The 14,063-nt window shown below is 63.5% G+C and carries 10 protein-coding genes and 1 pseudogene; 9 read left to right on the top strand and 2 right to left on the bottom strand.

From position 1 onward, the window contains the following. Positions 1–506: 506 nt before the first annotated feature. The 6 genes from IVB05_RS41360 (at position 507) to IVB05_RS41335 (ending at position 7,571) form a co-directional block, all read left to right on the top strand. Positions 507–3,950, top strand: coding sequence for a helicase-related protein (locus tag IVB05_RS41360; protein ID WP_247781897.1), 3,444 nt, complete (start codon positions 507–509; stop codon positions 3,948–3,950). Between the two features lie 12 nt (positions 3,951–3,962). Next, positions 3,963–4,232, top strand: coding sequence for an RNA-binding S4 domain-containing protein (locus IVB05_RS41355; protein WP_247781896.1), 270 nt, complete (start codon positions 3,963–3,965; stop codon positions 4,230–4,232). A gap of 136 nt (positions 4,233–4,368) precedes the next feature. Next, positions 4,369–4,707: a ferredoxin FdxA gene (gene fdxA, locus IVB05_RS41350; protein WP_247521875.1), complete on the top strand. Its 339-nt coding sequence runs from the start codon at positions 4,369–4,371 to the stop codon at positions 4,705–4,707. 413 nt (positions 4,708–5,120) lie between these two features. Next, complete coding sequence (locus IVB05_RS41345; RefSeq protein WP_247781894.1) at positions 5,121–5,912, top strand: CarD family transcriptional regulator; 792 nt, start codon at positions 5,121–5,123, stop codon at positions 5,910–5,912. Positions 5,913–6,491: 579 nt separating this feature from the next. Continuing rightward, positions 6,492–6,869, top strand: coding sequence for a hypothetical protein (locus tag IVB05_RS41340; RefSeq protein WP_247781892.1), 378 nt, complete (start codon positions 6,492–6,494; stop codon positions 6,867–6,869). 342 nt (positions 6,870–7,211) lie between these two features. Continuing rightward, positions 7,212–7,571 (top strand): hypothetical protein, encoded by a 360-nt coding sequence (locus IVB05_RS41335; RefSeq protein ID WP_247781891.1) that lies wholly within the window; start codon positions 7,212–7,214, stop codon positions 7,569–7,571. A gap of 89 nt (positions 7,572–7,660) precedes the next feature. On the opposite strand, the gene IVB05_RS41330 is transcribed toward IVB05_RS41335, so the two are convergent. Beyond that, complete coding sequence (locus IVB05_RS41330; protein ID WP_247781889.1) at positions 7,661–9,115, bottom strand: M48 family metalloprotease; 1,455 nt, start codon at positions 9,113–9,115, stop codon at positions 7,661–7,663. A 132-nt stretch (positions 9,116–9,247) separates the two neighbouring features. Then, the gene (locus IVB05_RS41325; RefSeq protein WP_247781887.1) at positions 9,248–9,964 is read right to left on the bottom strand and encodes a thermonuclease family protein; all 717 of its coding nucleotides are present in this window, start codon (positions 9,962–9,964) and stop codon (positions 9,248–9,250) included. A gap of 140 nt (positions 9,965–10,104) precedes the next feature. On the opposite strand from IVB05_RS41325, the gene IVB05_RS41320 reads away from it, so the two are divergent. The 3 genes and pseudogenes from IVB05_RS41320 to IVB05_RS41310 all read left to right on the top strand — a co-directional run bounded on the left by IVB05_RS41320 (position 10,105) and on the right by IVB05_RS41310 (position 14,021). Then, complete coding sequence (locus tag IVB05_RS41320) at positions 10,105–10,533, top strand: VOC family protein (RefSeq protein ID WP_247781886.1); 429 nt, start codon at positions 10,105–10,107, stop codon at positions 10,531–10,533. Between the two features lie 289 nt (positions 10,534–10,822). Continuing rightward, positions 10,823–10,936, top strand: a pseudogene (locus IVB05_RS41315) (SAM domain-containing protein); the annotation flags it as partial. Between the two features lie 241 nt (positions 10,937–11,177). Then, complete coding sequence (locus IVB05_RS41310) at positions 11,178–14,021, top strand: AAA family ATPase (RefSeq protein ID WP_346771810.1); 2,844 nt, start codon at positions 11,178–11,180, stop codon at positions 14,019–14,021. Positions 14,022–14,063: the final 42 nt, after the last annotated feature.

Here is a 14,063-nt window from a genome sequence, read left to right as displayed (position 1 = left end):
CCCTGCGAACGCAGGGACCCATACGCCGCGGCCGTGCGGATTGAGGGACTCGGAGTTGCTGGCGGCGCCAACCAATGAACGCCTGTGGTTATGGGTCCCTGCGTTCGCAGGGACGACGAAGTAGCGGAATCCAGTTGACTCTTGCCCGGTTCTGATTCGACTCCGCTCTTTAAGAATTCGACCGCCAAACCGTCGCTTGTGGAGCCCGTGTAAACTTGATCTAGTGCCGCCCCGGGCGTGTCAGCGCGAGATGTTGCGGTGAACGTATCGGGTTTCGGGAAGAGTCAGCGATTCGGGCGCGTTTCGTTCCAGACTCGTTCCAGAGCTTAAGCCGCGACCGCATCGCCGTCGCAAAGTGAAACAGAATCGGCCGAATTGACGCCATGCGACCAGAAAGGCTTCCGTCATCGAAGCGAAGCAATCCATAGCGCGGCATAGGAACCATGGATTGCTTCGTCGCTTCGCTCCTCGCAATGACGAACGCATAGAAGAAACACCTGCACATAATGGCTTTCTCACCTTCCACGTTCGCGGCTGATCGCGCGCCCGGCGCCGGCGTTACCGCCGTGCTCGGGCCGACCAACACCGGCAAGACGCATCTGGCGATCGAGCGGATGCTGGGGCATTCCTCCGGCGTGATCGGCCTGCCGCTGCGGCTGCTCGCGCGCGAGGTCTACAACAAGATCGCGGATCGTGCGGGTGCCGAGAGCGTTGCGCTGATCACGGGCGAGGAGAAGATCAAGCCGAAGAACCCGCGCTACTGGGTCTCCACTGTGGAAGCGATGCCCAGGGATCTCGACGTGTCGTTTCTCGCCGTCGATGAAATCCAGATCGCGGCCGATCTCGAGCGCGGGCACGTTTTCACCGACCGCATCCTGCACCGCCGCGGCCGCGACGAGACGCTGCTGCTGGGCGCCGCCACCATGCGCCCGATCATCGAGCGGCTATTGCCCGGCGCGTCCATCATCACACGGCCGCGGCTGTCGCAGCTCGAATTCGCCGGCGACCGCAAGATCACGCGCCAACCCAGACGTACCGCGATCGTCGCGTTCTCGGCCGATGAAGTCTACGCCATTGCCGAACTGATCCGCCGTCAGCATGGCGGCGCTGCCGTCGTATTGGGCTCGCTTAGCCCACGCACACGCAATGCGCAGGTGGCGATGTTCCAGAATGGCGACGTCGATTATCTCGTCGCCACCGACGCCGTCGGCATGGGGCTGAACCTCGATGTCGATCACGTCGCGTTCGCCTCCGACCGCAAATACGACGGCTACCAGTTCCGAAGGCTCAATCCGTCCGAGTTCGCGCAGATCGCGGGCCGTGCGGGGCGCGCCACGCGCAACGGCACCTTCGGCACCACGGGCCGCTGCGCGCCGTTCGAGCCGGAACTGGTGAACGCGCTGCAGAACCACACGTTCGACAGCGTCAAAATGCTGCAGTGGCGCAACTCAAAACTGGACTTCGCCTCGCTCGGCGCGCTTCAGGTGTCGCTGGCGCTGTCGCCGGGGCATGAGGCCTTGACCCGCGCGCCGATTGCCGAAGATTTGCGCGTGCTCGATCATGCGGCGCGCGACGGCGAGGTGAGGGACATGGCCCACGGCGCGGCCGCCGTGGAACGGCTGTGGGACGCCTGCCAGATCCCGGATTACCGCAAGATCGCACCCGCTGCCCACGCCGAGCTCGTGACCACGCTTTATGCATTCCTGATGAAAAAGGGCCGCATACCGGACGCCTGGTTCGCCGCCCAGGTCGACCAGGCCGACCGCGTCACCGGCGATATCGACACGCTGTCGGGCCGGATTGCGCAAATCCGCACCTGGACCTTCGTCGCCAACCGCCCGGACTGGCTGTCCGACCCCGACCACTGGCAGGGGATCGCCCGGGAGGTCGAAAATAAATTATCCGATGCGCTGCATGAACGGCTTACGGAGCGTTTCGTTGACCGCCGTACCAGTGTATTGATGCGCCGCCTGCGGGAGAACTCAGTTTTGAATACGGAAATTGGCAAGACCGGCGAAGTGATTGTGGAAGGCCACGCGATCGGCCGGCTCGATGGATTTACCTTTGCGCCCGATGCGGCGGAAGCCGGCTCGGACGCCAAGGCGTTGCAGGCGGCCGCCCAGCAGGTGCTCGCCAGCGAGATCGATGCGCGCGCTACAAAACTTGCCGCAGCGCCCGACGATCAGTTCGTGCTGACGTCAGACGGCACCATTCGCTGGACCGGCGATGCGGTCGCAAAGCTGGTCGCGGCCGACGACGCGCTGCATCCGCGATTGCGTATCATTGCCGACGACCGCCTCAACGGCGCGCCGCGCGAGGCCGTGCAGGCGCGGCTCGATCTCTGGCTGAAGACGCATATCGAAAAGCTGCTCGGCCCGCTGTTCGGGCTGTCGAAGGCCGAGGACATCACCGGCATCGGGCGCGGCATCGCGTTCCAACTGGTCGAGAGCCTCGGCGTGCTGGAGCGCGCAAAGATTTCTGCCGAGATGAAGGATCTCGACCAGGCCTCGCGCGCCACCTTGCGCAAATACGGCGTGCGGTTCGGCGCCTATCACATCTATTTCCCCGGGCTCCTGAAGCCCGCCGCGCGCGCGCTGGCTTCGCTGCTGTGGGCCGAGAAGCAGGACAATGTCGACATGTCCGCGCTCTCTGGCGCGCAGCATCTGGCGAGCTCGGGCCGCACCTCGTTCCCGGTCGACAAGGCGTTGCACCGCGACGCCTATCGCCTGCTCGGCTATCGCCAGTGCGGCGAGCGCGCGGTGCGCGTCGATATTCTGGAACGGCTCGCCGATCTCATTCGTCCGGCGCTGGCGTGGCGCGCGAGCTCGCCCGGCGAAAAGCCGACCGGCGCGTTCGATGGCCGCGGCTTTGTGGTGACGCAGGCGATGACCTCGCTGACGGGATCTGCCGGCGAGGATTTTGCCTCGATCCTGCGCGCGCTCGGCTACCGCATGGACAAGCGCCCGCCGCTGCCGCCGAAGCCCGCGCCTGAGGTCGTTGTCGAGACCGTCTCCGCCGAGACGCCGCCGGTTGAGGCGAGTGCCGAGGTAGCGGCAGAGATGTCGGCAGAAGAAGTCGCGGCCGAATTGCCTGTTGCGAGCGAGCCCGTGTCATCGGCCTCGCTGCTGCCGGAGGTCTCGCTGGCCCCGGCTGCCAGCGAAGAGCCCGCTTCTGCCGTCGAGACGGCGCCCGCCGAGACCACGCCGGCAGAAGCCGCGATCGCGGACGCGCCCCCGGAACAGGAGGCGATGGACACGATCAGCGCCGCGGAAGCTGCCGCCGAGCCTGCAACTGCGAGCGAAGCTCCTAGTGAAGGCGCTGCCGCAGAAGCCGCTCCCGTCGAGGCCGCTGGCACAGAGACAAAACCCGAGACGCCGGCCGAGCCGCAGTTCGTCGAAGTCTGGCGGCCCGGCGGCCGTTCCGACGAGCGCCGCCCGCATCACGACCGCAACCGCCAGCGTCATCACGGCCGCCCGGCCGAAGGCGCGCCAGCCGCCAGCGGCGAAGGCGCCGAGGGCGCGCCGCGCGAGCAGCGTCATCGGCGCGGTCGCCGCAATGACTTCCGCAAACCCCGCGAAGGTGCGCCGGCGGATGCCACGGCTGCCCCGGTGGCGGCTGAGGGCGCACCGGCGGCGGCTGAAGTGCGTCAGGACCGTCCACCCCGCGAGCGTTTTGAAGGCAAGGGCCGCGACGGCGACCGCCGCGACAAGTTCGATCGCAACAAGGGCGACCGCAACAAGGGTGGTGGCCGCGACAAGGGCGAGCGCGGCGGCCGTGATTTCGGCGGCCGCGACAAGGGCGGCCGCGACAAGCGCGACTCAGGGCCATCGCACCGTCAGTGGGCGACCAGTGCGGCGCCGCGTGAGCGCGACCGTCCGGTCGATCCCAATTCGCCATTTGCAAAACTGGCGGCGCTGAAGGAACAGCTCGCCGGCAATCGCAAGGAATAGTCGAGCAGATATTTGGAGCGGCAGCGTCTCGATAAGTGGCTGTGGCACGCGCGGGTGGTGAAGGCCCGCACCTCCGCTGCCGCGCTCGTCGAGGCCGGCCACGTCCGCATCAACGGCGTGCGCGAGAAGGCGCCGGGCCATTCGGTGAAAGTCGGCGACGTGCTGACGATCGGGCTCGATCGCACCGTGCGCGTTCTCAAGGTGATCGGATTCTCCGAGCGGCGGGGCGACGCTGCGGCCGCGCGCGTGCTCTATGATGATTTGCAGAACGGCAAACAATAACTATCTGCATTGAGCTCGCGGGAACGCCTGAAAAACGGCGGTTTGCGGCCTTCCGCTTCCCTTGCGGCAGCGCACCGCATGCGCTACGCAGACCCCGGAAAACTGATCCGTCTCGGAGCCTTGTTCGGAGCCCTGGATGACTTACGTCGTCACTGAAGCCTGCATCAAATGCAAATATACCGACTGCGTTGAGGTCTGCCCCGTCGACTGCTTCTACGAGGGCGAGAACATGCTGGTCATCCATCCGGACGAATGCATCGACTGCGGCGTCTGCGAACCCGAATGTCCCGCCGACGCCATCAAGCCGGACACCGAGCCCGGCCTGGAGAAGTGGCTCGAGGTCAACACCGAGTACGCCAAGAGCTGGCCCAACATCACTCAGAAGAAGGACATGCCGCCCGACGCGAAAGAATTCGAGGGTGTGGAAGGCAAGTTCGAGAAATATTTTTCCAAGGAGCCCGGTAGCGGCGACTAGGCTGTGGATAAGTTAAGGGCTCGTTGAGCCTGTTTTCGGCCCCAAACTGAACCGAACCAGCTTGGCGGATTTAACCCTGTTAACGGACTTATGGCGGAACCGGCCCTGTAAAGGCCCGGAACCCGGCGTAAATCATTGATTTTTGCGGAAAATGTGCTATATTGGGCACATTACAAGCCGATCCTGGCCATGCGTAACTTTGGCCCCGGTGGGTTCCCGTAAAACATCGAACAGGGGCGTGGCAGTTCCGCGCGCAGGCTGTGTCACAGAAAACGCGTAAAAAGAGTGCTTCCAAGACCACGAAAAAAGCCGCTCCGGCCAGCCGCAGCGCAACCAAAGGCCGTGCCAAGGCGACCGTAAAGGCTGCCAGGAAGGTTGCGGCCACAAAGTCCTCAAAGAACAAAAGAAGCGCAATGCCAGAAAAGACTGCCAAGACTGCCGCGAAAGCGACGGGTTCGAAGACCACTGCGTCGAAAGTTGCTGCCAAGGCTCCTGTGAAGACCCCTGTGAAGGCTGCGCCCCCGAAAGCCGCCGTTGCTGCGCCGAAGGCTCCCGTCAAGCCGGCCGCCGCCGCGCCGCGCGTCGAGGAGCCGAAGAAGGTCGTGACCCAGCGTCAGGGCTTCAAGGCCAATGAATTTGTGGTCTATCCCGCCCACGGCGTCGGCCAGATCCTGGCCATCGAGGAGCAGGAGATCGCGGGCGCCAAGCTCGAGCTGTTCGTGATCAATTTCATGAAGGACAAGATGACGCTCCGCGTGCCGACCGCCAAGGTCGCCAATGTCGGCATGCGCAAGCTGTCCGAGCCGGCGCTGGTCAAGAAGGCGCTGGAGACGCTCAAGGGCCGTGCGCGCGTCAAGCGGACCATGTGGTCGCGCCGGGCGCAGGAATACGAAGCCAAGATCAATTCGGGCGACATCGTCGCGATCGCCGAAGTGGTCCGCGACCTCTACCGTTCGGAATCGCAACCCGAGCAGTCCTACAGCGAGCGTCAGCTTTATGAAGCAGCGCTTGATCGCCTGTCGCGCGAAATCGCCGTCGTCCAGCATTCGACGGAGACCGAAGCGGTCAAGGAAATCGAAAGCCAGCTCGCCAAGAGCCCGCGCCGCGGCGCCAAGACTGAGGCGACCGGAGCTGACGGCGAAGCCGACGAAGCCGATGTCGAAGCCGACGGCGACGACGCTGCCGTGGCGGATGAGGCTGCCTGAAAGGATCCCAATTCCAGGGATTGAAACGAAAAGCCCGGTCGCAAGACCGGGCTTTTTGTTTGAGTTGCGCTGGTTTCCTGCCCTCGCGCCGCTTCCTTCTGCACCAGAAAACACGGTCGAACTCATTGCGGCAACATGAGCGCCCGCGGGTTAACCCCTTGTTAACCATAAGTGCTCAGCATCCGGCATTACAAAGAGTCGCCAAGGCTTGGCCTGAAGGCGGTCTTCGTTGTTCATCCGGGGGCTTGCGGGGGCTCCAAGGAGTAACGCCATGTCGTTACCTGATGTGCGACCCCAAGCAAATCTGCTCTCCGAGTTCGCCCTGGCTACGCTCAGCGCATTTGGTTTGGGCTTGCCGGTTGCGGTCGCGATCATCTGGATCTGTTCCTGATCCCGGTGTCGCTTGACGCAGTCGGACGGCGAACAATTCCTCCGCACTCGCAATGATAGATAGTTGCCGCCGCGACTCAACCCATCGTGCCGCCGTTCGCCCGGAATGTGGCCAAATTTTCGGCCATTTGTGACCAAATTTAAAAGTGAGGCTTCTGTCCACATCTAATTGAACCGCAGGGGTGTTCAATGAAGACGCAAATTCTGTTGGTCTTTTTAGCCGCTTGTATCGCTGTCCTCATGCCAACCGGCGTGGCAAATGCGAAGGCCATGGAATGCAGTGTCGCTCGGCCATCGAGCCCGCAAGGATATTGGTCCTGGCGCCTGATCGATGGGCGAAAATGCTGGTACGCCGGCAAGACCATGATCTCGAAATCGCTGTTGCAGTGGCCGCCCGCGAAGGCGTCAGTGCAAGCGAAAGCCGATACAGCGCCAGTGCCAGTAACCGTCGCCCCGGGAACCGTCGCCACGGAGAAGCGCAGTGATCCACGCGACGCGCAAGCGCGGCTGCTCGACTACGCCAACAGTTTCGAGGCGCGGTGGCGCGCGCGGGCGATCCCCGACTAGAGCGCGATGACTTTTCTTCGAATCGTCATCCCGCTCTATCTCTTTGATTTGAGCATGATCTCCGCGCAAACGCGTTCCGCGTTTGTCGCGAGGGAAAACCGGTACCCACTTTTCCGGATCATGCTCTAGGCTTGGTCACGAAGCCGCGGGAAAGTAAGTCGGCGAATGCGTGCGTCCGGCGGGCAGTGTCCGCGCCCTTTGATGGGGCCACCGCCACCGAGATCATCCCAGATGGCGTTTTGAGGGCGTTGACGTGGAAGCCAGCCAGATTTTCGACCTCATATGACCAGAATAGAAGGCGAAGTTGCTCCCGCGCTCAACTAGCCGCAGGGGGAGTGACCGATGAAGGTGCAGATCCGGTTTATCTTTTTCGCCGTTTGCATTGCTGCGCTCGTACCGATTGGCGTGCTGACCGCGCAAGCCAAAGTGCAGATCAAGGAATGCCGTGCTTCGCCATCAAAGGTGCAAGGGCACTGGTCTTGGCGCCTGATCGACGGGCGAAAATGCTGGTACGCCGGCAAGACCGTGATCTCGAAATCATCGTTGCGGTGGGCCGCTGTGGCGCCTGCGCAAGCCAAGGCGGAAGCGGCGCCCGTCGTTGTAGCTACGGAGAAACGTAGCAGCCCCCTGGATGCACAGGCGCGAATGCTCGACGACGATAGTTTCGAGTCGCGGTGGCGTGCGCGTGTGAGTGCGGAGTAGGCGAGGCCGGAGCGAATGACGCTGCTTGCCCTTCTCCCACAAGGGGAGAAGGAAAACGGCGTCGCTGAATGACGTTGTCTGGCCCCGCCTCAATCCACCACGATCTTCACGCGATCCCTTGGCTTGACCTGCGCGTGCTGATCGAGGCCGTTGAGGATGCGGAAGCGCTCGGTGGGGCGGTCGACGCCGGACATGCGGTGGGCGAGGGATTCCACGGTATCGCCGGGCTGCGCGGTGATGACCTTGATGCGCAGCGGGCGCGCGGCCTGGATTTCTTCCAGCGTCAGGCGACGGAACGAGTTGACGGTCTCGCGCGCATTGCGCTCGCTCTCGGTGTTGCGCTGCTTGGCGGCGAAGATGAAACGGTAGACGTCGCTGCCGTAGCGCAGCGCATAGACCTTGAATTGCCACTGATCGCCGTTCGCGGAAGCCGAAGCCACCGGGAATCCGTTGATCATCATGTCTTCGGTGGAGCCCTTGTCGACGCCTTCCATCCAGCCGGAGTTGAGATAATCGGCGAGCGACTGTTCGCCCGGCACGCGCACCACGTCGAAGCGCATCGCCTGCGTGCCGCCCTCGCGCACGCCGATCACGGCCTGCGCGGTGTTATCCAGCGTGAACGTATCGGGGGCTGCGAAGGTGAAGCCGAGTTTCGGATGCAGGAAGCGCCGGCCGCGCACAAAGCCTTCGCTGGGGTCTTCGCCATAGACGATGTTGTCGATCGCGGCGAGATAGGTCTCGCGGTCGCGCTCGGCGCTCTGCGGCGAGGTGTATTGCCGGGCGCTCGCCTGCGCGTTCTGCACGCGCTCGGGCGTCGCCGGATGCGAGGACAGGAAATCCTGCGCGCGGGGATCGAGCGAGGTCTTGCCGGCCTTCATCGCCGCATTGCGCTCCATCGCGGCGAGGAAGCGCGCCGCGCCATAGGGATCGAAACGGGCACGGGCCGCAATGCCGACGCCGATGCCGTCGGCCTCGAATTCCTGTGCGCGCGAGAAGCTCGCCATCGTCAGTTTCGTTTTCGCCAGCGCCAGCGCCGTCAGATCGGGGTCGTTGCTCATGTCGGTGACGACACGGGTCACCACCGCAGCCTGCCGCGCCTGGTCTTCCCGGATCGAGGCGTGTTTTGCGATGACATGCGCCATCTCGTGGCTCAGCACCGAGGACAATTCGGAGGTATCGCTGGCGAGCGCCACCAGGCCGCGCGTCACATAGAGCTGGCCGGTCGGCAGCGCGAAGGCGTTGACCGCGCCGGAATTGAGGATGGTCACCCGGTAGGGCTGCTCGGGACGGTCGGAGGCCGCGACCAGCCGGTCGACGGTCTTGCCGATCAGGGTCGCGAGTTTCGGATCGTCATAGGCGCCGCCATAGGAGGCGAGAATGCGCTCATGCTCGCGCTCGCTCGCAGGCGTCTGCGCGACGGCGCGGCTCGGCTTCGGCGCCGCCACCGTCGGTGCGGGGGTCTCGAGTTTTCCGAGATTTCCACAGGAAGCAACCGTAAGCGCGGCGCACAGCAGCGCCGGCGCAGCCAAGAGGCGGCAGCCCATGTTTCCTTCGCGCCGTTTTCCACGATGCGTCAAATCAGCCACTGGACCCACGATCCGACTAGGATCGTCGATCTCATCCCTGTTTTGCGCCTGATCCAAACGAAAACCGGTGCCCAGCCTTCGGATCAAGCGCTATTTCCCGCCCAGCACCTCAATTTGCCCCACCCTGAGCAGCTCGATCCGTGGTCCTCCCCGCGACGAGACAACGCCGCGGACACGAATCCGTCGATTTTCGAGCGACTTGGGTCCAAGGTTGGCGCTCTCGAACGCCGGAATGATGCGCCTTGAAATAGTCGCAGCAAAGTCCCGTGTCCAGTTCCGCCCGAAATTCAGGTAGGTAATTGCCCCCGCCTGCCGAACGGACAGAACTCTGCCCTCGACCACCGTAAACTGCCCAACCGCGGACAGAATATCGCCCGGACTTTCCGCGTTTTTTATGGCCGTGGTTTCAGCCCAAATGCCCAATTTGGCATCCCGCGCCGCGTTCTCGGCGGCGGCCAGTGCTGCAGCGCAATTTTTTTCGGATGTGTCGCTCGAAACCAACACCTCACCGCGGCGCAGCAACTCGCTTTGCACCGAGTGTTCCGAGCCGGTCACGAATACGAAGGCCGGTTGGCGGCCATAGCGATCCGGCGTGTCGTCGTCGCCATGCAGCGTCACCTCGCGGCCGGCGGCGATGGCGGACAAAGCGGCCCTGCCGCTGGCCCTGTCGGTTCCACCACGCTCGAGGCCGGCGAGACGGACTTCGCGGCCGTCTTCGAGGCGAAGGCTGCGCGCATCGATCACGGCGACGACACGGCCTGCGCCCTGCGGCTCAAGCGCGCAATCGGCGGCGTCGGCCCACCCCATGGACCCCAGCACCAGAAGTGATGCGGCGCATGCCGGGAGCGAAGTGCTGCCACGCGATGCCGGACGAGTCATAACGCCGCTCTCCGTCCCGGGTGTTCCTGTATGCTCAACATCAACCGGAATTGCTACCAGAGATTGCCATGCAGGGGGAGACAATGGAAGTCAACGGCATTGCACATATTTTTCTCACCGCCTCGAATTACCAACGCTCGCGCGACTTCTATCGCAAGCTGCTGCCGTTTCTTGGGCTGAAGCCGGTGATCGACACCGAGACGACTTATTATTGCGTCGGCGGCCGGACCGCGGTCGGCATCAGCGCGCCGTCAGCCGAGCATAAAGGCGCGGCATTCGAGCAGAAGCGTGTCGGCTTGCATCACCTCTGCTTCCGCGCCCGCGAGCGCGCCGACGTCGACGAACTGCACGGCTTTCTGCAGACGCTCGGAGCCAAAATCATCCGCGCGCCACGCGAGGATCAATGGGCGCCGGGATATTATTCGATTTTGTTCGAGGACCCCGACGGCATCAGGCTTGAGCTCAATCATGTGCCGGGGAAAGGGCTGTTGGGGTAGTTCACGCGATGCGTGGCGCCGTAGGATGGGTAGAGCGCAGCGAAACCCATCAAACACCATAGGCGGCAGCGATGGGTTTCGCTTCGCTCTACCCATCCTACGGGCTATGGGCTGCATCGTCATGTCATGCGCTGCTTGGTAGCGAGCACTGTAGCCGAGCACCGCTTTCGCAAGAAATAGAGAGCTAATCGCTGCATCAAGGCGTGCCATCAGAGGGGCATTGGGATAAGTTTTCGGCGCCGTGGCCCAACATTCGGCCTGCTGTCAACCACACAATCCGGTGGAGCCAATGCAGCAGATTTCAGACTGGCTCGAGAAGCTTGGCCTTGAACAATACGCGTTGCGTTTTGCCGAGAACGGGATCGATCTTGGTGTCCTTCCCGAACTGACGGACCATGACTTCGACAGGCTCGGTGTCCTGCTCGGCCATCGACGTAAGATGCTGCGCGCGATCGCCGAACTCAATCAAGGCGAAGTGGTCGCCGAGCCGGCGCTTCAGCATGATGCCGAGCGACGCCACCTCACCGTCATGTTCTGCGATCTGGTAGGCTCGACTGCGCTCTCGGCTCGCCTCGATCCCGAGGACATGTGGGAAGTGATCCGCGCCTATCGGGCCGCTCGAGACGCGATCGGAACGGGTCGAGGTGCGGATAGCGATCGCGACCGGGCTGGTGGTGGTTGGCGACCTCATCAGCGGAGGCGCGTCAGAGCTGCAGGCAATGGTCGGCGATACACCGAACGTCGCTGCCCGGCTCCAGGGCCTGGCAGAGCCGGGGGCGGTCGTCGTTGCGGCGTCGACGCGCGAGCTGCTCGGCGATCTGTTCATTTTTCGCAACCTCGGCCTCCGCGAGGTCAAGGGCATCTCCGATCCCATCGCGGTCTGGGCGGTCGAAGGTGGAGCTGCATCGGAGAGCCGCTTCGAGGCGGTGCGCACCGCCCGCTCGATGGGCTTTGTCGGCCGCAAGGCAGAGATCGAATTCGTGCTCCTGCGTCAGCAACTGGGGTGGCAGGGCCACGGCCAAATGGTGCTGATTTCCGGCGAGGCTGGGATCGGCAAATCGCGCATTGTGGCAACGCTCTCCGAGAGCCTCGCGCTGGGAACGCACCGCCGGATACGGTACCAGTGCTCGCCTTACCACACGAACAGCGCGCTCCATCCCTTTGTCGCCCAGCTCGAGCGCGCTGCCGGCATCGTTTCCCAGGACACGTCCGAGCAAAAGCTCGACAAGCTTGAGGCAATGCTTGCGCTTGGAACGGATCAGGTCGCTAACGCGACGCCGCTCATTGCCGCGCTGCTTTCGATTCCCTCCGGTGAGCGCTATCCGCCGCTCGGCTTGAGTCCGGTGCAGCAGCGGCGACAGACATTTGCTGCCCTTCTCGACCAGCTTGAGGGTTTGGCGCGGCAGCAACCTGTGTTGATTGTCTGCGAGGACATGCATTGGGCTGATGCCACGACGCTTGAGCTGTTCGATCTTACCGTCGACCGGATCAGGGGACTGCCGATACTGGTGCTGATGACCTTCCGGCCCGAGTTCGAGCCACCCTGGGCGGGTCTTCCCAATGTCAGCCTGCTGCAGCTCGATCGGCTTGATCGGCAGGACGCGCGCGCTCTGGTCGAGCAGGTGACCGTCGGCCGGCATCTGCCAGGCGAAATGATGAAGCAGATCATCGACAGGACGGATGGCATCCCGCTGTTTGTCGAGGAATTGACCAAGATGGTGCTGGAGTCCGGACTGCTCGTGGAAGATGCCGGGCGCTATCGCCTCGATAGTCCGCTACCGCCGCTCGCCATTCCCGCGACGCTGCAGGATTCGCTGATGGCGCGGCTTGACCGGCTGGCGCCGGTCAAGGAGGTGGCACAGATAGGCGCTGCCATTGGCCGCGACTTCTCATACACGCTGTTGCGAAGTGTGGCGGGGCGCGATGATCTGACGCTGAGCGCCGCGCTAGGGCAGCTCGAAGAGGCCGAGCTGCTATCGCGCCGCGGGACACCGCCGGAAGCGAGCTATAGCTTCAAGCATGCGCTGGTTCAGGAAGCGGCTTACGAGAGCCTGCTCAAGAGCCGCCGGCAATTGCTGCATAGGCAAATCGGCGATGTCCTGCGTGAGAAATTTCCGATCGTCGCTGAGACCGAGCCGGAACTGCTGGCATATCACTTCACTGAGGCGGGTCTGAGCGGAATAGCTCTCGAGTGGTGGCGCAAGGCGGGTCAGCAGGCGCTGAAACGCTCGGCCTATACCGAGGCGATCGCACATTTCGGCAAGGCGGTCGCCATCGCCGATGCGTTGCCCGATAGACCGGGCCGGACCATGAACCGGCTCCATCTCCAAATCGCCTATGGCCGCGCGCTGCGGGGCAGCCTTGGCCACAGCGCCCCCGAAACGGTGGCCGCATGGAAGCGGGCCCGACAGCTCGCAGCCGACATCAATGATCCGGTCGAACTGGCGCCGATCCATTCGGGCCTGTTCAATGCCTGCCTGACCCACGGCGAGATCGCGCCGATGCGGGAGTTGACGGAGGCGATCATGGGCGTTGCCAGGCAGCGACCGGAATCGCCGGTGGCCGCAGTCGTCGCACACTGGACAACCGGCGTGACCTGCTGGTTCGGCGGCGACTACCTGAATGCGCGACTGCATCTCGAGCGCGCGCTTGCGATCTATGAGGCTGAGCCTGATCCGGCGGCCTTCAAGGCATCGGCGCTGGACCTGCCTTTCGTCATCATGAGGTTTCTTGCTCTGGTGTTTTGGCCGATCGGCAGGATTGATCGATCGCGCCGGCTCGCCGCCGACGCAGTGCGCGCTACCGGAGATAAGCCGGCGCTTTCTCAAGCCAATGCGCTCGTTCACAAGGCGGTCTTCGATGGACTATGCGGGGGCATGTTGCAGGAAACAGAGACGATACTGGCTCTCGGCCTCGCGCGCGAGCATACGATGCCGTTGTATGTAGCCGCTGGCAGCTACCTGAACGGCCTGGCAAGGTGGCGCGCCGGCGACCGGACGGGTGGGCTTTCGGAAATGCAACGGGGCTGGACACTGCTTCACGAGAATGACTGCTACCTCTGCGAACCGTTTTGGGGGATGCAGGTGGCCGCGGCGAATGCGGAGGCCGGGCAACCTGAGGCTGGCTTGGAAATCTTGCGGGAGTTGATCTCCTCGACAGAACAATCCGGCCAGCATTGGCTCGATGCCGAACTCCATCGCAGCCAGGGCGAGCTTTTGTTGCGCCTTGGCCCGCCGAACGTTTCCATGGCCGAAGACACGTTCCGCAGAGCCCTGGAAATCGCCCGAACCCAACAAACGAAAACTTTCGAGCTGCGCAGCGCAATTGGACTTGCGCACCTCTATTGTGCAAACGGGCGAGCCGAGGCAATACCCGAGCTGCTCGCACCAGTTCTTGCGGATTTCGACACGGAGCGAGATCTCCCCGAAATCGCAGAAGCGGAAACCTTGCTCAAGCGGGGACAAGTGGCCGGGCCCGGCAACTGGTGACTCGCTCCGTCAGTCATTCCGTTTAGCGGAAAACGTCAGCGC

Source organism: Bradyrhizobium sp. 170, from assembly GCF_023101085.1.
In the GTDB taxonomy this organism is placed as follows: Bacteria; Pseudomonadota; Alphaproteobacteria; order Rhizobiales; family Xanthobacteraceae; genus Bradyrhizobium.
Note: the sequence above shows the minus strand (reverse complement) of the source record. Positions and strands in the feature narration are given on the sequence as shown.